The organism is Streptomyces melanosporofaciens (assembly GCF_900105695.1).
Lineage (GTDB): Bacteria > Actinomycetota > Actinomycetes > Streptomycetales > Streptomycetaceae > Streptomyces > Streptomyces antimycoticus.
In genome coordinates this window covers 2245718-2265409 of sequence record NZ_FNST01000002.1, presented here as the reverse complement: position 1 = coordinate 2265409, position 19692 = coordinate 2245718, and the positions used below count along the sequence as shown (strand labels likewise).

Genomic DNA, 19692 nt, shown 5'->3' with positions numbered 1-19692 from the left:
GGTGGTCACCCTGTACAGGATGCTCCATGGCAGCCTGCCCTGGCTATACATCCTGACCAGCGTTTTCGCGAAGTGTTGCGCACCTTGAGTCATGGGAGGACGCTGCGAAGTATGACTGAGACGACAGAGATGCTGCAGCAGGGGGACGCACGGCACGCCGACCCGTTCCCCGTGAAGGGGATGGACGCGGTCGTCTTCGCGGTCGGCAACGCGAAGCAGGCCGCGCACTACTACGCCACCGCCTTCGGGATGAAGCTCGTCGCCTACTCCGGTCCGGAGAACGGCAGCCGGGAGACGGCCAGTTACGTCCTCGTCTCGGGCAGCGCCCGCTTCGTTTTCACCTCCGTCATCAAGCCGGTGAGCGCCTGGGGCCGCTTCCTGGCCGAGCATGTCGCCGAGCACGGCGACGGCGTGATCGACCTCGCGGTGGAGGTGCCGGACGCGCGCGCCGCCTACGCGTACGCCGTCGAGCACGGCGCCGCCGGGATCGAGGAGCCGCATGAGCTGGGGGACGAGCACGGCACGGTGGTGGTGGCCTCGATCCGCACCTACGGCGACACCCGCCACACCCTCGTCGAGCGCACCGGCTACGACGGCCCGTACCTGCCCGGATACGCGGAGGCCGAGCCGATCGTCGACCCGCCGGCGCGGCGGAACTTCCAGGCCATCGACCACTGCGTCGGCAATGTGGAACTCGGCCGGATGGACGAGTGGGTCGGCTTCTACAACGACGTCATGGGCTTCACCAACATGAAGGAGTTCGTGGGCGACGACATCGCCACCGAGTACTCCGCGCTGATGTCGAAGGTCGTGGCGGACGGCACCCGCAAGGTGAAGTTCCCGCTCAACGAGCCCGCGGTCGGCAAGAAGAAGTCGCAGATCGACGAGTATCTGGAGTTCTACGGCGGCCCCGGCGTCCAGCACATCGCGCTCGCCACCAACGACATCGTCGCCACGGTGCGGGCGATGCGCGCGGCCGGGGTGCGGTTCCTGGACACCCCGGACTCGTACTACGAGACCCTGGGGGAGTGGGTTGGCGACACCCGCGTCCCGGTGGAGACCCTCCGCGAGCTGAAGATCCTCGCCGACCGCGACGAGGACGGCTATCTGCTCCAGATCTTCACCAAGCCGGTCCAGGACCGGCCGACCGTCTTCTTCGAGCTGATCGAGCGGCATGGCTCGATGGGCTTCGGCAAGGGCAACTTCAAGGCGCTCTTCGAGGCGATCGAGCGCGAGCAGGAGAAGCGCGGCAACCTCTGACCGCTCCGCGGGGCGGGTCCGAGGCCCGCCCCGAGGGACGCGGCCGCGCCCGTCGCCCGCACTCGTGTGGACATGCGCCCTTGCTCCGTTATGCGCATGCGCCGCTCATGCCAGAAAACCCGAACACGTGAATGGGAGCGCTTTCCCAGCGTCTACACTCTCGGCGATCTGTTCACTCCAACACGGCGTGATCGCATGGGAGTTGTTGAGTATCAATGCACACGGAAAAGTACACTGCGGGTCGTTTGACCAGGCGTAGGTTCACCCTCGGCGGGGGCGTGGCCGCGGCCGGAGCGCTCGGTGCCTTCGCCGCCCGCGCGGGGGCCGCCACCGTGGCCGGGGGCCGGTTCGATCTGTCGGTGCCCTCCACCCAGCTGATCCGCGAGAAGACCCCGCACAACGCCACCGTGCTGCAGTCCTTCGCGTTCGATGACGTCAACGGCCACCTCTACACCGTCCAGCTCATGCAGGGCGGTATCCAGCTCAGCGGGGAATCCGCCCCCGTCTCCGGCGCCGACCGCGCCGCCCGCGGCGATCTGTGCGTCACCAAGCTGTCCCTGGCCGGTGCGGAGCTGGGCTCCATGTACCTCAAGGGATTCGGGCACGGCGTCGCGATGGGCTGCGAGCCGGTGGGCTCCACCGCCTATCTGTGGACCGAGTCGGACGCCAACCCCGACTCCGGCTACGGCCGCGCCATCAGCCGCTTCAAGTTCGCCGATGGCACCGTGCTGTCGTCCGGTTCGTCCTCGCTGGTCAAGCACCGCCCGGTGGCGGGCTCCACCAGCAACCAGCCCGCCGTCGACATGCTCAACCGCCGGCTGCTGCTGCGCCACCGCCTCGACGGCGAGGTCCGCTACCGGCTGATGAGCCTCTCCGGGGTCAGCGCGGGCGACTACACCCCCGTGTACGACGACATACCCCAGACCGGCGTCGAGGACGGCGAGGTCTTCCAGGGCTTCACGGTCCTCGGCGACTACGCGTACCAGATGACCGGCACCGCCTACACCGGCGAGGACGGCGCCAACCCGCCCTCCGGCCACGGCAACACCTACGTCTCCTGCATCGATCTGCGCACCGGCGAACTCGTCCAGCGCGCCCGCACCGAGGCCGCCTACTCGCTGAGCTACCGCGAGCCCGAGGGCATGGCCGTCCAGCTCTCCAGCCCCCGCCGGCTGTGCATGGGCTTCGCCTCGGGCGCCGCCGGAGACCGTAAGGTCAGCGTCTACTACAAGGCGCAGTAGATCGACAATGTCGCGGTCAGCCGTCCGCTGCCACGATCTTCCCCGCGCGCGTCCCGGGTGCGAGGCTGGACACATGACGGACCTCATCGAACTGCTGCGGGAGGGCCTCCCCGAGGAGGCCGTGCTGACCGACCCGGATGTGACCGGGGCGTACGCACACGACATGGCGAGCTTCTGCGAGGCGGGAGTGCCCGCCGTCGTCGTCCTCCCGCGCACGGTCGAGCAGGTGCAGCATGTCTGCCGCACCGCCACCGCGCTGCGCGTCCCGGTCGTGCCCCAGGGCGCGCGCACCGGCCTGTCGGGCGCGGCCAACGCGTCCGAGGGCTGCATCGTGCTGTCCCTGGTCAAGATGGACCGGATCCTGGAGATCAATCCGGTCGACCGGATCGCGGTCGTCGAACCGGGCGTGATCAACGCGACGCTGTCCCGCGCGGTCATGGAGAAGGGCCTCTACTATCCGCCGGACCCCTCGAGCTGGGAGCAGTGCACGATCGGCGGCAACATCGGCACCGCGTCCGGCGGGCTGTGCTGTGTGAAGTACGGCGTCACCGCCGAATACGTCCTCGGGCTCGATGTCGTCCTCGCCGACGGGCGGCTGCTGAAGACCGGCCGCCGCACCGCCAAGGGCGTCGCGGGCTATGACCTGACCCGGTTGTTCGTCGGCTCCGAGGGCAGCCTCGGCATCGTCGTCGGCGCGGTCCTCGCCCTCAAGCCCGCCCCGCTCGAGCAGCTCGTCCTCGCGGCCGAGTTCCCCTCCACCGCGTCCGCCTGCGATGCCATCTGCCGGATCATGGAGCGCGGCCACGCGCCTTCGCTGCTGGAGCTGATGGACCGGACAAGCGTCCGCGCGGTCAACGCGATGGGGAACATGGGCCTCCCGGAATCCACCGAGGCCCTGCTGATGGCGGCGTTCGACACCCCGGACCCGGCCCCCGACCTCGCCGCCGTCGCCGAGCTGTGCGCGGCGGCCGGTGCGACGGAGGTGGTCCCGGCCGAGGACGCCGCCGAGTCCGACATGCTGCTCCAGGCCCGCCGGATGACGCTTCCGGCGCTGGAGGCGGTCAAGGGCGTCACCATGATCGACGACGTTTGTGTGCCCCGCTCCCGGCTCGCCGAGATGATCGACGGCACGGCCGCCATCGCCGAGAAGCACGCGCTCACGATCGGCGTCGTGGCCCACGCCGGGGACGGCAACACCCATCCGACGGTGTGCTTCGACCCGGCGGACCCCGACGAGTCGCGGCGGGCCCGGGAGTCGTTCGACGAGATCATGGCGCTGGGTCTGGAGCTCGGCGGCACCATCACCGGTGAGCACGGCGTCGGCGTCCTCAAGCGGGAGTGGCTGGCGCGGGAACTGGGCCCGGTGGGGGTGGAGTTGCAGCAAGGGATCAAGCAGGTCTTCGATCCGCTGGGCCTGCTCAACCCCGGCAAACTGTTCTGAGGCCGCCCGGACCCGGGGGTGGTCCGGACGGCCTCGGCTTCAGAACCCGATCACGCCGTCAGCGAGGCGACGCCGCTTTCGGCGAGGCGCCCGCTTTCGGCGAGGCGACCTCGATCAGGCCTTGAGAGAGGCGATGTCGATCACGAAGCGGTACCGCACATCGCTGCTCACGACGCGGTCGTAGGCCTCGTTGATCTGGTCGGCGTTGATCACCTCGATCTCCGCGCCGAGCCCGTGCTCGGCGCAGAAGTCCAGCATCTCCTGCGTCTCCCGGATGCTGCCGATCTTCGACCCGGCCATCGACCTCCGGCCCAGGATCAGCGAGAACTGGCTGAAGGAGCTGGGGTTCTCCGGCGCGCCCACGTGCACCAGCGTGCCGTCGACCTTCAGCAGCGACAGGTAGCTGTCCAGCGGGAGGTTCGCCGAGGTCGTGTTGACGATCAGGTCGAAGGTGCCGGCCAGCTCGGTGAAGGTGGAGTCGTCACCGGTGGCGTAGAAGTGGTCGGCGCCCAGCCGCAGCCCGTCGTCCTTCTTGCGGAGCGTCTGGCTCAGCACGGTCACCTCGGCGCCCATCGCATGGGCGATCTTCACGCCCATGTGGCCGAGGCCGCCCAGGCCGACGATGGCGACCTTCTTGCCGGGGCCGGCGTTCCAGTGGGCGAGCGGCGAGTAGAGCGTGATCCCGGCGCACAGCAGCGGGGCGGCGACGTCCAGCGATACCCCCTCGGGGATGCGCAGGGCGTAGTTCTCGTCCACCACGATGTGGGTGCTGTAGCCGCCGTAGGTGGGGGCGCCGTCGTACTCCTTGTCGTTGTACGTCTGCACCTCGCCCTTGAGGCAGAACTGCTCCTCGCCCGCCAGGCAGTTCGTGCACTCGCGGCAGGAGTCGACGAAGCAGCCCACGCCGACCCGGTCGCCCACGGCGTACTTGGTCACACCGGGGCCGACCTCGGCGACCACACCGGCGATCTCATGGCCGGGCACCATCGGGAACTGGGCGGAGCCCCATTCCTCGCGGGCCTGGTGGATGTCGGAGTGGCAGATGCCGGCGTAGGCGATCTCGATGAGGATGTCGTGCTCGCGCAGCGCGCGGCGCTCGACGGTGGTCTTTTCCAGCGGGGCCTTCGGAGCGGGGGCTGCGTAGGCGGTGACGCTGGTGGTCATAGAACTGTCTCCCTGGAAAAAATGGGGGAATGCGATGAATGTGGGGGGTGGTGGGCATGGGGGTGGCCAGGCGAATGGGATGAAGGGTGAAATGGGTTGAAAAGGGAGATGGGTGAGATCAGGGGGAAACGTCGGAGGACGGTCCCCCCGAAGGACGCGCTTCGGAAGAGGGCGCGGAGGAACGGGCGGAAGGAGGCGCGGTCCAGCTAGCCAGCAGCCGCAGGGCCGCCTCGGACGGCGAGCCGGGCTCGACCGTGTACATGCACAGCGCCTGGTCGGGATCGCCGGGAACGGCCACGTTCTCGTAGGACAGCGTCATGTCCCCCACCACCGGATGGTGGTAGCGCTTGACGCCGTGGGTCTTCTCCCGCACGTTGTGGTCCGCCCACCACTTGCGGAAGTCCGCGCTCTTGATGGTGAGCTCGCCCACCAGCTCGGTCAGCCGGGGATCCTCGGGATGGCGCCCGGCCTCCAGCCGGAGGGAGGCCACCATCTCCGCCGCGACCGTCTCCCAGTCCGGCCACAGGGAACGGGCCGCCTCGTCGAGGAACATGAAACGGGCCATGTTGCGCTCGTGGTACGGGAGCGCCTCGAAGTCGATGATCAGCGCCCGGGCGAGCTGGTTGGAGGCCAGGACATCGCCCCTGCGCCCGAGGACGAAGGCCGGTGAGATCCCGTCCAGCGTCCGCAGCAGCGCATGCACCCCGGGCCGCACCCGCTGGGGGCGGGGCGGCCGGCGGCGCACCGTGCGCCGGGGGCGCGGCCGGGTCAGCTCGAAGAGGTACGCGCGCTCGGTCTCGTCGAGCTGCAGCGCACGGGCCACGGCGTCCAGCACCGTCTCCGACACATTGAGGTGACGGCCCTGTTCCAGACGCGTGTAGTAGTCCGTGCTCACCCCGGCGAGCTGCGCCAGCTCCTCGCGGCGCAGCCCCGGCACTCGACGGGGGCTGTCGTTGGTCACGCTCACGCCCGCGTCCCCAGGGCTCAGGCGAGCCCTGCGGCTCCGCAGGAACTCACTGAGCTCGGTATTGCGGTCCATGGGTTCCAGTATTGGCAACGGAAATGCCATCCGAGCGTGTCAAAGTAGGTCTGTTGAACCTAGGCCGGGTGGTGCCAGGCGGGCCGTCGCCGCTCGTAAGGCTTTGTGGCGCTCGCACGGGAGAGTGGTGGCGAGAGCTGTGGGCGCCGTCGGCGGGCCGGTCTGATAGACCATGACAGCGCGCGTTCCGGGTTGCACAGCGGCTCCTGTACGGCAAACTGCTTACGCCCCCCTCACCGCGAGGCACCGCAAAGGCGCAGCGCAGTACAGCACGGCCGAGCAGATATGGGACATCGGAGATCATGAGCGCCCCTACCTCAGGATCCGCGGACGGCAGCTCCATTCCTGGTTTTTATCCTGATCCGTCCATCCCCGGCTACATCCGTTACTGGAACGGTGCCGCCTGGGTGCCCGGCACCAGCCGCCCCGCCCCGGCCGCGGGCGAGGCCATGCCCGCGCCGCCGCCCGGCGTCACCCATACCCAGGTGATCAGCCCGGCGCCGGACGAGACGGGCCCGATGTTCCTGGACGAGGAGCCGGCGCCGCGGCCCGCCGAGGAGACCGGCAGCGCCCTGCCCGAGTTGCGCCGGAGCGCCGAGATGGACGTCCGGGGCGCGGGCGGGCCGCCCGAGGCGGCGGCCGGTGGCATGGGGGCCCAGCCGGTGCCGCCCGGCGGCGTCCCGGCGTCCGTCGACTGGAACGACCCCCAGCGGCTGTACGGCACCCGTCCCGATGCCGGGTCGGCCTGGCAGGCGGACGCGTCCCGGCAGGGCGGATTCGCCGGTGAGCAGGACCGACGGGTCTCCTGGGGCTCGGAGACGGACGCCCCCGGTGACGCCCAGGCCGGTGGTGGGCAGGCCGATGGCGGGCAGTGGCCCGGGGTGCCCGACCCGCGGCGGGCGGGCCCGGGCGAGGGCGCCGGTCGCGATGAGGGCACGTTGACCATGCGCGGGGGCGGCAGCGGCGGGACGGTGGACCGCTCGACGCAGGCCCTGCCGCCGGTGCGCCGGGCCCCGGAGCTGCCCTCGGCGGACGATGCGCAGACGCCCGCCGCGGCGGGCGACGGGACGATGACGATCCGCGCGGTGGGGCGCGGCGACGGAGCGGCGCCCACGACGGACCAGGGGCAGAGCCAGGGTCAGGGTCCGGGCCAGGGCCAGGGCCGGAACCCGGCGTCCGGCCGCGACGACGGGACGATGGCGATCCGGGCGATCGGCCGCGGCGGCGCGCGCAAGGGCGCCGAAGCGGCACCCCCGGCCCAGCCCCCGCACCAGCCCCAGCAGCCCCCGCAGCCGTACCAGCCCCAGCAGCCCTTCGGCGGTATCCCCGCCCAGGGCGGCGGCCCGGGCTGGCAGCAGCAGGGGCACCCGTTCGCCCAGCAGCCCGGCCCGGCGCGGGGCGCCCCGCAGGGCGCCCCGCCGGGCGCGCCCGAGGGCGTCATCCCCTGGAAGCCGCCCGTCGACAACCCCTTCCTGCAGGCGGCCCAGGCCCAGGGACGGCCCGCCCCGCTCGGCCGCCGCCTCGCCGCCCGGCTGATCGACACGGTCGTGCTGCTCGGCGTCGTCGGCGCCGTCGCGTTCCCGCTGTGGGGCAAGGCGAGCGACCACATCGACGAGAAGGTCGAGACGGCCAAGCAGAGCGGTGAGACCGTCACGGTCTACTTCCTGGACGGCACGACCGGCGGCTATCTGGGCATCGTCCTCGCTCTGCTGCTCGTCCTCGGCGTCGTCCTGGAGACGCTGCCGACCGCCAAGTGGGGCCGCACGCTGGGCAAGAAGCTGAGCGGGGTGCGGGTGCTGGACATCGAGGGGCACGACACCCCGTCCTTCGGCGCCGCGCTGCGCCGCTGGCTGGTCTACTCGGTGCTGGGGGTGCTCGTCATCGGTGTGCTGAACGTGCTGTGGTGCCTGTTCGACCGCCCGTGGCGGCAGTGCTGGCACGACAAGACGGCCCGCACCTTCGTCGCGGCGGCCGACTGAGCACGGCCGCGGCGGAGTGAGCGCTGCTGCTCCCCTCCCGACCATCGAGCCTCCGCCCCGCCCGCCCCGCTGAGGCGGATGGACGATCCCGGTCGCCCGAACGGTGCGCGCCGGATGCGAGAGGCCCGGCTCCGGGGTCGACTCGGGCCATGAGCACCGACCAGCCGCCCCCCGGGCCCGATGAGCCCCGGGACCGGGACAGCAGCGATCCGTTCGCCAAATATCCGCGGGCGAACGGCTCCCCGTACGGGGACCACACCGCCGGGGCCGAGCCGTACGCCGGGATGCCCCCGCTCGCGCACCTCGGCCGCCGTCTGATCGCCCGGATCATCGACGCGCTGCTCATCGGCATCCCGGTCGGGCTCGTCCTGAGCGCGATCGCCGGCGGCTACGACCCGGTCGACGGCAGCGCCCGTTCGACCATCGTCACGCTGATCTACGTCCTGGTCTACTTCGTCTACGAGGGGCTGATGCTGACCCGGGACGGCCAGACCGTCGGCAAGAAGGCGATGAAGATCCGGGTCGCCCTGCTGGAGAACGGCCAGCCGCCGGCCGGCCCGGCCGGCTGGGTGCGCGCCGGGGTGTACGCCCTGCCCGAGATCGTGCCCTGCTGCGGCTTCGTCTTTTGGCTGATCAATGTGTTGTGGTGCACCTGGGACCGGCCCTATCGGCAGTGCCTGCACGACAAGGCGGCCAAGACCCTCGTCGTCTCGGCGGTGCCCTGAGCTTCGGCGGTGCCCGGAGCGCCAGTGCCCCTGAGGTGCCACCCTGAGCTTCCGGTCCACCGGGAGCGCTGATGTAATCGAGGCATGGCCCCCGACCCGCTGTCCTCGCCCCCGCACGCGTTCCCCGCCGGGATGCCCCCGCTGGCCACCCCTGGTCAGCGCTTCGCCGCCCGGCTCATCGACATCATCGTCCTCGGCGCCATCTGGACGGTGGCGCTCATCGCGACCGGCGCGCTCCAGTACACGATGGACCACCCGGGCGAGCAGGACATGGGCAAGGTGACCCTCGCGCTCATCATCACGATGGCCGTCTACTTCGGCTACGAGGGCGTCATGCTGGCCCGCAGCGGACAGACGCTCGGCAAGAAGGCGCTGCGCATCCGGGTGGCGATGCTCTCCGACGGGGATGTGCCGGCCGGTCAGGGCTGGGTCCGCGCGGCGGTCTACGTGCTGCCCGGGATGCTGATCCCGCTGCTCGTCGGCACGGTCTTCTGGCTGGTCAACTCGGCATCACTGCTGTGGGACAAGCCGTTCCAGCGCTGTCTGCACGACAAGGCCGCGCGGACCGTCGTGGTGTCAGCCGCGCATTGAGTCGGCGTGCGCCCGGGTGCGCGCCTGCGCCGAGTCGGCCGGTCCGGAGCCCGCCACGGGACCGCTGGTGCGGACGGTGCGGCTGGGGCGGGAGACCCGGGCCACCGGCACGGTGACGGCGACGAGGAGCCCGGATGCGAGCCCGACCACGGTGACCACCGCGATACCGAGTCCCGATCGGGTCTGGGACAGCAGCAGCATGGCGAAGGTCGAAAGAACGACGGTGGCCGAACCATAGGCAAGCTGTGCAGGAGTCGGACGCGGCATGGCGGTATCCGTCCTCGGGGGCGATATGCAGGGGGCATGGGTCAGGCTGATGTGACCGTCAGCTCGACTCTACGGTGGTGAATGCCCGAGGGGGAACGGAAGTAAGCGTGACCTCACCCACGGCGTCGTTGCACAGGGGGCGCACGGAATCATCGGCTTCTCCAACCGGCGCGCACGGCGCGCCCGTTGCTGTCCGTTAACCGGAACGCCGGGATCGCAGAACGTACTTGTCTCATCAGCCCAAGTCAAGGTCTGTCTTTTCTCCTGCCACTCCGGTCAAATGTCCGGCACCGGTGTGAAAGGGGAGGACTGAGCGAGTGAACAGCCAATGGAGAACGGCCAGATCGGCCGCCATAGCCACCGTGGTGGCCGCGCTCGGCGCGGCGGCACTCTCGACTGGCATGGCTCAGGCGGACGCGTCGTCTACGCGTGTTGAGCGCCATGATCCGGCGCCCGCGAAGACGGATGTCCAGCACGATCTCGAGGGCCCGTACAGCAAGCAGCAGGAAGCGCAGCGCCAGGAGGCGCTGCGTCAGGTCATTTCCGGTGACACCAAGGCGACCACGCGCGGGGCGTCGAAGGTGGTGAAGCTCGGCAAGGGCAAGTACGTCGAGCTGGCCCGGGAGAAGACCGACAAGATCTTCACCATCCTGGTCGAGTTCGGCGACAAGGTGGACGACACCACCATGTACGACCCGGACGGTGACGGCCCCGAGCCGCCGGTGAAGAAGTACGGCGGCCACGCGGGCCCGGCGCACAACACCATCGCCGAGCCGGACCGCGCGAAGGACAACAGCACGGCCTGGCAGAAGGACTACAACCGCGAGCACTTCCAGGACCTCTACTTCTCCAAGGACAAGAAGAAGCAGTCCCTGAAGAAGTACTACGAGAAGCAGTCCTCGGGCCGCTACTCCGTGGACGGCGAGGTCTCCGACTGGGTCAAGGTCGACTGGAACGAGGCCCGGTACGGCTCCAACTACTGCGGCGACACCAACTGCGCCAACGCCTGGGACCTGATCCGCGACGGCGTCAACCAGTGGGCCGAGGACCAGAAGGCGGCCGGCCGCACCGACGCGCAGATCAAGGCGGACCTGGCCCAGTACGACCAGTGGGACCGCTACGACTACGACGCCGACGGCAACTTCAACGAGCCCGACGGCTACATCGACCACTTCCAGATCGTCCACGCCGGTGAGGACGAGTCCGCGGGCGGCGGCGCCGAGGGCGAGAACGCCATCTGGGCGCACCGCTGGTACGCGTACGGCACCGACGCGGGCAACACCGGCCCGGGCGAGAACAAGTCGGGCGGTACCCAGATCGGCGACACCGGCATCTGGGTCGGCGACTACACGATGCAGCCGGAGAACGGCGGCCTCGGTGTCTTCGCCCATGAGTACGGCCATGACCTGGGCCTGCCGGACGAGTACGACACCACCGGTAAGGGGGAGTCGTCCGTCGCCTACTGGTCGCTGATGTCCGCGGGATCGTGGCTCGGCACCGGTAAGGACGCCATCGGCGATCTGCCCGGCGATATGAACGCCTGGGACAAGCTGCAGCTCGGGTGGCTGAACTACGCCTCGGCCAAGGCCGGGAAGAAGTCGACCCACACGCTCGGGGTCGCCGAGTACAACACCAAGAACAAGCAGGCGCTGGTCGTCGAGTTGCCCGCCAAGCCCGTCACCACCGAGGTGGTCGCCCCCGCCGAGGGCACCAAGCAGTGGTGGAGCGGGATGGGGGACGACCTGAAGAACACCCTCACCCGGTCCGTGGACCTCACCGGTAAGTCCAAGGCGAGCCTGGACCTTCAGGGCTGGTGGGACATCGAGGAGAACTTCGACTACCTCTACACCGAGGTCTCCACCGACGGCGGCGCCAACTGGACGCCGATCGACGGTACGGCGGACGGCAAGGCCATCCCGCGCGACGCCGGTGACAAGCCCGCGCTGACCGGCACCGCCGGGGCGTACAAGAAGCTCTCCTTCCCGCTGGACGCCTACGCGGGCAAGAAGATCGAGCTCCGCTTCCGCTACCAGACCGACGGCGGTGTGGCGCAGAAGGGCTTCGCGGCCGACGCGATCACCCTGACCGCCGACGGCGCCCCGGTCTTCAGCGACGGCGCCGAGGGCGATGACAACGGCTGGACCGCGAACGGCTTCTCGCGCATCGGCGCGTCCTTCAGCAAGGACTACCCGCAGTACTACATCGCCGAGAACCGTCAGTACGTCTCGTACGACACGACCCTGAAGACCGGTCCGTACAACTTCGGCTGGGCCTCCTCCCGGCCCGACTGGGTCGAGCACTTCCCGTACCAGAACGGGCTGCTGATCTGGCAGTGGGACACCTCGCAGCCGGACAACAACGTCGGTGTCCACCCGGGCAGCGGTCTGATCCTGCCGATCGACGCGCACGCCACCCCCGAGAAGTGGGCGGACGGCACGCTGATGCGCAACCGGATCCAGGCGTACGACTCGCCCTTCAGCCGGCTCCCGTCGGACGGCTTCACGCTGCACAACGACGGCAAGGCCGCCAAGGTGAAGCCGAAGCCGGGCATCCCGGTCTTCGACGACCACAAGGGGACGTACTGGGACAAGGGCAATCCGACCGGCAGTGTGAAGGTTGCTGACACCAACACCCGGATCAAGATCCTCAAGGAGCTCCCGGGCGGCTCGACGATGACCGTCCAGGTCGGACCGTCCGCCTCCTAGATCCATATCGTCTGCGTTTTCGCAGGTCAGAGCGGTAGCGGCCGTCGCCCCCTAGCGGGCGGCGGCCGTTCGCGTTTAGATGCCCCTACGACCAACTTGTTGACACGACGTCTCACGGGGGACATGACCCGCAATGGCCAACGGAGGATTCACCAAGCTGCCGGGCGGCAGCGTGGTGGTCGCACTGACGCTGCCGAGCCCGCTGGGCGAGGGCGGCGTCCGCGTCCTGGTACACGCCGTGAACCGCCAGCGTGCCCTGACCAGGCTGCGCAATCTCGGGCTTCGCGCCATCTACCTGCGCGGCAATATGGCCCCGCCGACACCCGACGAGGTGACGGCGGTGCTGCACCATCCCGACGGGCTGGTCTGGCGCACCGCGCCGGACCGGGGAGGGGAGCTGTGGCATCCGATCGCCGCTTTGCTCAGACCGTCGGCCCCGGCCTCGTAGCGCCGGGGCCGCGCGTGGCGCCGGGGCCCCTCATGGCGCCGGGGTCCGGAGGGCGGCCGCAGGGGCCGCCAGGGCGGCTGGGGGGCGCGCAGAGCGCCTCCGGCGCCCTCAGACGACCGGCTTGCCGCTGAGCTCGACCCCGGCCGCCCGCAGCTCGCCCAGGGCGCGCTCGGTCGTGCCCGGGGAGACGCCCGCGGTCAGGTCCAGCAGGACATGCGCGGCGAACCCCTCGCGGCGCGCGTCCAGCGCGGTGGCCCGCACACAGTGGTCGGTGGCGATGCCCACCATGTCCACCTCGGTCACCCCCCGCTCGCGCAGCCACTGGGCCAGCGGGGTGCCGTGCTCGTCGATGCCCTCGAAACCGCTGTACGCCGCCTTGTACGCGCCCTTGTCGAAGACCGCCTCGATGGCGCCGGAGGCGACGGCGGGCGCGAAGTTCGGATGGAACCCGACACCCTCGGTGCCCGCGACGCAGTGCACCGGCCAGGTGTGCTCGTAGTCCGGGTTGTCCGAGAAGTGATCGCCCGGGGCGATGTGGTGATCACGCGTGGCGACGATATGGCGGTAACCGGGCGTCGCCTCCCCGATCAGATCGGTGATCGCGGCCGCGACATCCGCGCCCCCCGTCACCGCGAGGCTTCCGCCCTCGCAGAAGTCGTTCTGGATGTCGACGACGATCAGTGCCCGGTGCATGTCACCGAGGGTAGACACTCCGCGTCGATTGCGGCAGTGGGCATGCCCCGCGTTCCCCCTCATGACGCGCCTCAGGCCGTCAGGTACTCGGTGGGCAGGACCGGCTCGCCGCGCGAGAGCTGGGTCGCCGAGAGCGGCAGTCCGGCCCGGGCGGCGATATGCCGGTCCCGCGCCGCGTCCAGCGGCTCCCGGGCCACGATCTCGCCGCCGCGCACCAGCTCCACCAGCAGCTGATGGCCGGCCAGCTCCTCGGGGACCGCCCCGGTGCCCACCACCTCGGCCTCGGCCACACCGTGCTCGTCCACCCGCCGCGCCGCCCATTTGCGGCCGCCCAGCGAGGACTTCGCGCCCATGGACTTCTTGGCCACCGGCAGCAGCGGCGCGTCCGGGGTGTCCGAACCGGCCCGCGCGACCAGCTTGTAGACCATCGAGCAGGTGGGGTGGCCGCTGCCGGTGACCAGCTGGGTGCCGACCCCGTACGCGTCCACGGGGGCCGCGGCCAGCGAGGCGATCGCGTACTCGTCCAGATCGCTGGTCACCGTGATCCTGGTGTTCTTGGCGCCCAGCTCGTCGAGCTGTTGGCGCACCCGGTGGGCGAGCAGCAGCAGATCGCCGGAGTCGATCCTTACGGCGCCCAGGTCCTTGCCGGCCACCTCCACGGCGGTGCGCACCGCCTCGGCGACGTCATAGGTGTCCACCAGCAGGGTGGTGCCGCTGCCGTGCGCCTGGACCTGCGCCGTGAAGGCGTCCCGCTCGCTGTCGTGCAGCAGGGTGAAGGCGTGGGCGCTGGTGCCCACGGTGGGGATGTTGTAGCGGAATCCGGCCGCGAGGTCGGAGGTGGTGGCGAAGCCGCCGACGTAGGCGGCGCGGGCGGCGGCGACGGCGGCCAGTTCATGGGTGCGGCGGGCGCCCATCTCGATGAGCGGCCGGCCGCCGGCGGCGGTGGACATCCGGGACGCGGCGGCGGCCACCGCGGAGTCGTGGTTGAAGATGGAGAGGATGACCGTCTCCAGCAGCACCGCCTCGGCGAAGGTGCCCTCCACTCGCATGATCGGCGAGCCGGGGAAGTAGACCTCGCCCTCGGGGTAGCCCCAGATGTCGCCGCGGAAGCGGTAGTCGGCGAGCCAGGCGAGCGTCGGCTCGTCCACGATCCGCTGCTGGGCGAGGAAGTCCAGGACGTCGCTGTCGAAGCGGAAGTTCTCGACGGCGTCCAGCACCCGCCCGGTGCCGGCGACGACACCGTAGCGGCGGCCCTCGGGGAGGCGCCTGGTGAATACCTCGAAGACCGAGCGGCGGTCGGCGGTGCCCGCCCGCAGCGCGGCCTGCAGCATGGTGAGTTCGTACCGGTCGGTGAAGAGTGCGGTCGACGGCACGTCCACCGGCAGTCCCAAGTCCGCAGTGTCCATGGTTGACGATGCTACCTCCCGTACTCGTCAGACTGACGAGATCTGGGTGCCGGTTTATGCGACGGCCAGTGCCGGGTGGCAGCATGGGACGTGTGAGTGTCACGCCCGTGGAGACCGAACGTCCCGAAACCCGTGAAGCGCCGATGTCGGTGCCCGAGCCCGACGTTCCCTGGGTGACGGTGGTGCACAACGACCCCGTCAATCTCATGAGCTACGTGACCTACGTCTTCCAGAGCTATTTCGGCTATCCCAAGGACAAGGCGCACCGTTTGATGCTCGATGTCCATCACAAAGGCCGCGCGATCGTCTCGAGCGGCAGCCGCGAGGAGATGGAGCGCGACGTGCAGGCGATGCACGGCTACGGCCTGTGGGCGACCCTCCAGCAGGAGCGCTGATGTCGGGACGGTTCGAACCGCTGCCCGGCGGCGGTGCCTCCCTCGCGCTGGACGAGGTCGAGATCTCCATTCTGCGCAGCCTGGCCATGCAGCTCGCCGAGCTGATCGGGCCGGGTGACCAGCCCGCCGAGGGCGGTGACCCCCTGGACGCGCTCTTCGCCGACGGCCCCAGCAAGCCGCCGGCCGATCCGGCGCTGGCCCGGCTGTTCCCGGACGCCTACTGCCCCCCGGACCAGGAGCTGGGGTCGCGGGAGGAGAAGGAGGCGCGGGAGGCGTCCGCGGAGTTCCGCCGCTTCACCGAGAACGACCTGCGGGCGCGCAAGCGCGACGACGCCCTGACGGTCGTGCGCGACCTGGACTCGCTGGCCTCCGGAGCCTCCGCCGGGGCCCCGGGCGTGCTGGAGCTGGCGCCGGAGAAGGCCCGGCACTGGCTGACCGCCCTGAACGATCTGCGGCTGGCCATCGGGACCCGGCTGGAGGTCACCGACGAGGACGACGGCGGTGACCTGCTGCGGCTGCCCGACTCCGATCCGCGCAAGCCGATGGTGATGGCGTACTTCTGGCTCGGCGGGCTGCAGGAGACCCTCGTCGAGACACTGATGCCGGAATGATCTCCTCCGGCGATTACTGAGTGTTCGTTTAGAGGATGCTCAACTCCGGATAACGATCGCATCACTGCGGTTGTGAACTTTGTTGTACTGAATAACTTTTGTCCGCTTCTTCCTGTGGTGTGCACCACACGTGGCTCAGTCGATCAGCGTTGCGGTCGTGGTAAATCTTCACGATCGCAGCCAGCCGCCACAGGGAGAAAGGCGCAGCAATATGACCTCAGCGGCTCCTGAAGAGGACTATGAGCGCGGCCTGGGCAGTCGCCAGGTACAGATGATCGCAATCGGTGGCGCCATCGGCGTCGGCCTGTTCATGGGCGCCGGAGCGAACATCGCCAAGGCCGGCCCGAGCATCATCCTGATGTACGCCCTCGCGGGTGTGGTCGTCTTCTTCATCATGAGAGCGCTCGGTGAGCTGCTCCTCTATCGGCGGTCCACGGGCTCCTTCGCGGAATACATCCGGGAGTTCCTGGGCCCGTTCTTCGGCTATGTGACCGGCTGGACCTACTGGCTGCTGTGGGTGGTGACCGGCATGGCCGAGCTCACGGCCGCCGCCATCTACATCAACTTCTGGTTCCCCTCGATCCCGCAGTGGGTCAGCGCCCTGGTCTTCCTGGTGGTGCTCTTCGGGGTCAACCTGATCTCGGTCAAGGTCTTCGGTGAGGTCGAGTTCTGGTTCTCGATGGTCAAGGTCACCGCGATCATCGGCATGATCGTGATCGGCCTCGGTGTGCTCACCCTCGGTTTCTCCGACGCCGGTGACACCGCCGCCGCCTCGAACCTCTGGTCCCATGGGGGGTTCTTCCCCAACGGCATCGGCGACAGCCTGATGACCCTCCAGGGCGTGATGTTCGCCTACATCGCCGTCGAGCTCGTCGGCGTCACCGCGAGCGAGTCCGAGGACCCGGAGAAGACCCTGCCCAAGGCGATCAACACGCTGCCGTGGCGCATCATCATCTTCTACGTGGGTGCGCTGACGGTGCTGCTGGCGGTCGTCAAGTGGACCGAGTTCTCGGCCGGCGAGAGCCCCTTCGTGCACGGCTTCTCCACGATCGGCATCCCCCTCGCCGCCGGTATCGTCAACTTCGTCGTCCTGACCGCGGCCCTGTCCTCCTGTAACTCCGGCATGTACTCCACCGGCCGGATGCTGCGCGACCTCGCGACCAGCGGTGAGGGGCCGAGGATCTTCGCCCGGCTCAACGTCCAAAAGTCCCCGGCCATCGGCATCACCTTCTCCGTCCTCTTCATGGGGATCGGCGTGCTCCTCAACTACGTCGTCCCCGAGAAGGCGTTCACCTACGTCACCTCGGTGTCCACGGCCTGCGGCATCTGGACCTGGCTGATGATCCTGTTCGCCCACATCCGGTACCGCCGCGCGTTCCGCGCCGGCCGGCTGCCCGCCTCGAGTTTCCCGGCCCCGGGCGGCTCGTTCTTCAGCTGGGTGGCGGTGGTCTTCCTGCTGTTCGTAACCTGCCTGGTCGCCTACGACAAGGACGCCCGGGTCTCCCTGTACATCGGCGCCGGTTGGGCCGTCTGCCTGGTGATTGGCTGGTACGTCCTCAAGGCCCGCGGCGGGGCTCAGCCGCTCGGCGAGAGCGCCGAGGCGGAGCCGGAGTACGCGCGCAAGTAAGCCGTATCGCCTTTCGGGCGGCGTATCTCAGCAGGCGGGCTCCGGACCACTGTCCGGAGCCCGCCTCCTATTGTGTGCTCATGCTGACCATCACCCAGGCGCTTCACGACAAGATCGTCGCGCACGCCCGCGCCGACCACCCCGACGAGGCATGCGGCGTGATCGCGGGCCCGGCCGGAAGCGGCCGCCCCGAGCGGTTCATCCCGATGCTGAACGCGGCCCGCTCGCCCACCTTCTACGAGTTCGACTCGGGTGACCTGCTGAAGCTCTACCGCGAGATGGACGACCGGGACGAGGAACCGGTGGTCATCTACCACTCGCACACCGCCACCGAGGCGTACCCCTCCCGTACCGATATCTCCTACGCCAATGAGCCCGGTGCTCACTACGTCCTGGTCTCCACGGCCGAATGCGGCAATGACGAGGGGCCCGTCCAGTTCCGGTCCTTCCGGATCGTGGACGGCGAGGTCACCGAGGAAGAGGTCGAGATCGTCCCGGGAGGCTGAATGGCCTGCGCGTCTCGTATCGTGGTCGTTACCCATCCGTATCATGAGATGACCTACCGGAGCCCGGACCGGGAATCGATACGATGAGTCCATGGTTTTCGATGACGTGAGCGAGAAGACGCCGGGCATGCTGCTCGTGGCGCGGCTCCACGTCGACCTGTGCCGGCTCGCCAGCGCGATGTGTCCGCGCCGCGCCGTGGCCGCCTGAGCGCGCGCCCGAGACGCCCCGACGCCCTTCGACGACGTCCTCCCGGCCGCTCCGGCCCGGGAGTCCACCCCCGCCCTCCGACAGGAGCTTAAGAATGGCCATCGAGGTCCGCATCCCGACCATCCTCCGCACCTACACCGACGGCCAGAAGGCGGTCGAGGGCAGCGGGACCACGCTCGCCGAGCTCTTCACCGACCTCGAGACCCGGCACGCCGGGATCCAGGAGCGCCTGGTCGACGGCGGTGAGCTGCGCCGCTTCGTCAACGTCTATCTGAACGACGAGGACGTCCGCTTCCTCGACGGCATCTCCACCAAGCTCTCGGACGGCGACAACGTGACGATTCTCCCCGCCGTCGCCGGCGGAAGGCTCTGATGCGGTACGACAGCCCGCTGGCAGCGGTCGGCAATACGCCGCTCGTCCGGCTGCCGCGGCTCTCGCCCTCCTCCGACGTACGGATCTGGGCCAAGCTGGAGGACCGCAACCCGACCGGCTCGATCAAGGACCGCCCCGCGCTCCATATGATCGAACAGGCCGAGAAGGACGGCCGGTTGACCCCCGGCTGCACCATCCTCGAGCCCACCTCCGGCAACACCGGTATCTCGCTCGCGATGGCGGCCAAGCTCAAGGGCTACCGCATCGTCTGCGTGATGCCGGAGAACACCAGCGAGGAGCGGCGGCAGCTGCTCGCCATGTGGGGCGCGGAGATCATCTCCTCGCCCGCCGCCGGCGGCTCCAACACCGCCGTCCGGGTGGCCAAGGGGCTGGCGGAGGAGCACCCGGACTGGGTGATGCTCTACCAGTACGGAAACCCGGACAACGCCGGTGCCCACTACGCCACCACCGGCCCCGAGATCCTCGCCGATCTGCCCTCCCTCACCCACTTCGTCGCGGGTCTCGGCACCACCGGCACCCTGATGGGCGTGGGCCGCTTCCTGCGCGAGAACAAGCCGGACGTTCAGATCGTGGCGGCCGAACCGCGCTACGACGACGTCGTCTACGGACTCCGCAACCTGGACGAGGGGTTCGTCCCCGAGCTGTACGACGAGTCCGTGCTGACCACCCGCTTCTCCGTCGGCTCCGAGGACGCGGTGACCCGCACCCGGGAACTCCTCGCCCAGGAAGGCATTTTCGCGGGCGTGTCGACCGGCGCGGCCCTGCATGCCGCGCTCGGTGTCGCCGGTAAGGCGGTCAAGGCCGGGCAGAGCGCCGATGTGGTCTTCGTCGTCGCCGACGGTGGCTGGAAGTACCTGTCCACCGGTGTCTACACGGCGGCCACCACCGAGGAGGCGATCGCGACGCTGCACGGACAGCTCTGGGCCTAGCCCTTCGGGCCGATCGGCCGGCGGGGGGCAGGGCCGGGCGCCACCCGGCTCCGTCCTGGTGAT

General features: G+C 69.6%; 20 protein-coding genes. 15 read left to right on the top strand and 5 right to left on the bottom strand.

The features are described from left to right. The first annotated feature begins 111 nt into the window (after positions 1-111). The 3 genes from hppD to BLV72_RS12260 all read left to right on the top strand — a co-directional run bounded on the left by hppD (position 112) and on the right by BLV72_RS12260 (position 3942). On the top strand, positions 112-1260 hold the full coding sequence (hppD, locus tag BLV72_RS12270) for a 4-hydroxyphenylpyruvate dioxygenase (protein ID WP_093462193.1): 1149 nt from the start codon (positions 112-114) through the stop codon (positions 1258-1260). A 245-nt stretch (positions 1261-1505) separates the two neighbouring features. Continuing rightward, positions 1506-2501 carry a phage baseplate protein gene (locus BLV72_RS12265; RefSeq protein ID WP_244320735.1) on the top strand — a complete coding sequence of 332 codons (996 nt, stop codon included), beginning with the start codon at positions 1506-1508 and terminating at the stop codon, positions 2499-2501. 73 nt (positions 2502-2574) lie between these two features. After that, on the top strand, positions 2575-3942 hold the full coding sequence (locus BLV72_RS12260) for an FAD-binding oxidoreductase (protein ID WP_093462190.1): 1368 nt from the start codon (positions 2575-2577) through the stop codon (positions 3940-3942). Between the two features lie 114 nt (positions 3943-4056). On the opposite strand, the gene BLV72_RS12255 is transcribed toward BLV72_RS12260, so the two are convergent. After that, the gene (locus BLV72_RS12255; RefSeq protein ID WP_093462189.1) at positions 4057-5106 is read right to left on the bottom strand and encodes an NAD(P)-dependent alcohol dehydrogenase; all 1050 of its coding nucleotides are present in this window, start codon (positions 5104-5106) and stop codon (positions 4057-4059) included. 118 nt (positions 5107-5224) lie between these two features. Continuing rightward, on the bottom strand, positions 5225-6145 hold the full coding sequence (locus tag BLV72_RS12250) for a helix-turn-helix transcriptional regulator (protein WP_167746343.1): 921 nt from the start codon (positions 6143-6145) through the stop codon (positions 5225-5227). Positions 6146-6447: 302 nt separating this feature from the next. Here BLV72_RS12250 and BLV72_RS12245 point away from each other — a divergent pair, with 302 nt between their 5' ends. From BLV72_RS12245 to BLV72_RS12235, 3 genes are all read left to right on the top strand, one after another. Next, a complete protein-coding gene (locus tag BLV72_RS12245) occupies positions 6448-8124 on the top strand; it encodes an RDD family protein (protein ID WP_093462186.1) in 1677 nt (558 codons plus the stop codon). A gap of 149 nt (positions 8125-8273) precedes the next feature. After that, entirely contained in the window at positions 8274-8849 is a 576-nt protein-coding gene (locus BLV72_RS12240) for an RDD family protein (RefSeq protein WP_093462184.1), read from the top strand. Positions 8850-8933: 84 nt separating this feature from the next. Continuing rightward, a complete protein-coding gene (locus BLV72_RS12235) occupies positions 8934-9440 on the top strand; it encodes an RDD family protein (protein WP_093462183.1) in 507 nt (168 codons plus the stop codon). On the opposite strand, the gene BLV72_RS12230 is transcribed toward BLV72_RS12235, so the two are convergent. Continuing rightward, the gene (locus BLV72_RS12230; protein ID WP_093462181.1) at positions 9426-9707 is read right to left on the bottom strand and encodes a hypothetical protein; all 282 of its coding nucleotides are present in this window, start codon (positions 9705-9707) and stop codon (positions 9426-9428) included. The two genes, BLV72_RS12235 and BLV72_RS12230, sit on opposite strands and share 15 nt — an antisense overlap. A gap of 317 nt (positions 9708-10024) precedes the next feature. Between BLV72_RS12230 and BLV72_RS12225 the strand changes: the two genes are divergently transcribed. After that, positions 10025-12412 carry an immune inhibitor A domain-containing protein gene (locus tag BLV72_RS12225; protein WP_093462180.1) on the top strand — a complete coding sequence of 796 codons (2388 nt, stop codon included), beginning with the start codon at positions 10025-10027 and terminating at the stop codon, positions 12410-12412. Positions 12413-12545: 133 nt separating this feature from the next. Next, positions 12546-12860 carry a hypothetical protein gene (locus tag BLV72_RS12220; RefSeq protein ID WP_059144473.1) on the top strand — a complete coding sequence of 105 codons (315 nt, stop codon included), beginning with the start codon at positions 12546-12548 and terminating at the stop codon, positions 12858-12860. A gap of 108 nt (positions 12861-12968) precedes the next feature. Here BLV72_RS12220 and BLV72_RS12215 read toward each other — a convergent pair whose 3' ends face one another. Together BLV72_RS12215 and BLV72_RS12210 are read right to left on the bottom strand one after the other, a co-directional pair. After that, on the bottom strand, positions 12969-13553 hold the full coding sequence (locus BLV72_RS12215) for a nicotinamidase (protein ID WP_093462178.1): 585 nt from the start codon (positions 13551-13553) through the stop codon (positions 12969-12971). Positions 13554-13624: 71 nt separating this feature from the next. Next, on the bottom strand, positions 13625-14959 hold the full coding sequence (locus BLV72_RS12210) for a nicotinate phosphoribosyltransferase (protein WP_093462177.1): 1335 nt from the start codon (positions 14957-14959) through the stop codon (positions 13625-13627). A gap of 83 nt (positions 14960-15042) precedes the next feature. On the opposite strand from BLV72_RS12210, the gene clpS reads away from it, so the two are divergent. The 7 genes from clpS (at position 15043) to BLV72_RS12180 (ending at position 19629) form a co-directional block, all read left to right on the top strand. Continuing rightward, positions 15043-15354, top strand: coding sequence for an ATP-dependent Clp protease adapter ClpS (clpS, locus tag BLV72_RS12205; protein ID WP_174887365.1), 312 nt, complete (start codon positions 15043-15045; stop codon positions 15352-15354). Beyond that, the gene (locus BLV72_RS12200) at positions 15354-15965 is read left to right on the top strand and encodes a DUF2017 domain-containing protein (RefSeq protein ID WP_093462174.1); all 612 of its coding nucleotides are present in this window, start codon (positions 15354-15356) and stop codon (positions 15963-15965) included. Before clpS ends, BLV72_RS12200 begins: the two co-directional genes overlap by 1 nt. 211 nt (positions 15966-16176) lie before the next feature. Then, positions 16177-17592 (top strand): amino acid permease, encoded by a 1416-nt coding sequence (locus BLV72_RS12195; RefSeq protein ID WP_093462172.1) that lies wholly within the window; start codon positions 16177-16179, stop codon positions 17590-17592. An 80-nt stretch (positions 17593-17672) separates the two neighbouring features. Further along, positions 17673-18098, top strand: coding sequence for a M67 family metallopeptidase (locus BLV72_RS12190; RefSeq protein ID WP_059144467.1), 426 nt, complete (start codon positions 17673-17675; stop codon positions 18096-18098). A 91-nt stretch (positions 18099-18189) separates the two neighbouring features. Then, on the top strand, positions 18190-18306 hold the full coding sequence (locus BLV72_RS51500; RefSeq protein WP_014061047.1) for a putative leader peptide: 117 nt from the start codon (positions 18190-18192) through the stop codon (positions 18304-18306). Positions 18307-18400: 94 nt separating this feature from the next. Beyond that, a complete protein-coding gene (locus BLV72_RS12185) occupies positions 18401-18679 on the top strand; it encodes a MoaD/ThiS family protein (RefSeq protein ID WP_093462171.1) in 279 nt (92 codons plus the stop codon). Then, positions 18679-19629: a PLP-dependent cysteine synthase family protein gene (locus tag BLV72_RS12180; protein WP_093462169.1), complete on the top strand. Its 951-nt coding sequence runs from the start codon at positions 18679-18681 to the stop codon at positions 19627-19629. Before BLV72_RS12185 ends, BLV72_RS12180 begins: the two co-directional genes overlap by 1 nt. Positions 19630-19692: the final 63 nt, after the last annotated feature.

Coding starts and splice junctions, on each gene's coding strand:
- hppD (WP_093462193.1), top strand. CDS start 112: ATGACTGAGACGACAGAGATGCTGCAGCAGGGGGACGCACGGCACGCC.
- BLV72_RS12260 (WP_093462190.1), top strand. CDS start 2,575: ATGACGGACCTCATCGAACTGCTGCGGGAGGGCCTCCCCGAGGAGGCC.
- BLV72_RS12255 (WP_093462189.1), bottom strand. CDS start 5,106: ATGACCACCAGCGTCACCGCCTACGCAGCCCCCGCTCCGAAGGCCCCG.
- BLV72_RS12250 (WP_167746343.1), bottom strand. CDS start 6,145: ATGGACCGCAATACCGAGCTCAGTGAGTTCCTGCGGAGCCGCAGGGCT.
- BLV72_RS12245 (WP_093462186.1), top strand. CDS start 6,448: ATGAGCGCCCCTACCTCAGGATCCGCGGACGGCAGCTCCATTCCTGGT.
- BLV72_RS12240 (WP_093462184.1), top strand. CDS start 8,274: ATGAGCACCGACCAGCCGCCCCCCGGGCCCGATGAGCCCCGGGACCGG.
- BLV72_RS12235 (WP_093462183.1), top strand. CDS start 8,934: ATGGCCCCCGACCCGCTGTCCTCGCCCCCGCACGCGTTCCCCGCCGGG.
- BLV72_RS12230 (WP_093462181.1), bottom strand. CDS start 9,707: ATGCCGCGTCCGACTCCTGCACAGCTTGCCTATGGTTCGGCCACCGTC.
- BLV72_RS12220 (WP_059144473.1), top strand. CDS start 12,546: ATGGCCAACGGAGGATTCACCAAGCTGCCGGGCGGCAGCGTGGTGGTC.
- BLV72_RS12215 (WP_093462178.1), bottom strand. CDS start 13,553: ATGCACCGGGCACTGATCGTCGTCGACATCCAGAACGACTTCTGCGAG.
- BLV72_RS12210 (WP_093462177.1), bottom strand. CDS start 14,959: ATGGACACTGCGGACTTGGGACTGCCGGTGGACGTGCCGTCGACCGCA.
- clpS (WP_174887365.1), top strand. CDS start 15,043: ATGGGACGTGTGAGTGTCACGCCCGTGGAGACCGAACGTCCCGAAACC.
- BLV72_RS12200 (WP_093462174.1), top strand. CDS start 15,354: ATGTCGGGACGGTTCGAACCGCTGCCCGGCGGCGGTGCCTCCCTCGCG.
- BLV72_RS12195 (WP_093462172.1), top strand. CDS start 16,177: ATGACCTCAGCGGCTCCTGAAGAGGACTATGAGCGCGGCCTGGGCAGT.
- BLV72_RS12190 (WP_059144467.1), top strand. CDS start 17,673: ATGCTGACCATCACCCAGGCGCTTCACGACAAGATCGTCGCGCACGCC.
- BLV72_RS51500 (WP_014061047.1), top strand. CDS start 18,190: ATGGTTTTCGATGACGTGAGCGAGAAGACGCCGGGCATGCTGCTCGTG.
- BLV72_RS12185 (WP_093462171.1), top strand. CDS start 18,401: ATGGCCATCGAGGTCCGCATCCCGACCATCCTCCGCACCTACACCGAC.
- BLV72_RS12180 (WP_093462169.1), top strand. CDS start 18,679: ATGCGGTACGACAGCCCGCTGGCAGCGGTCGGCAATACGCCGCTCGTC.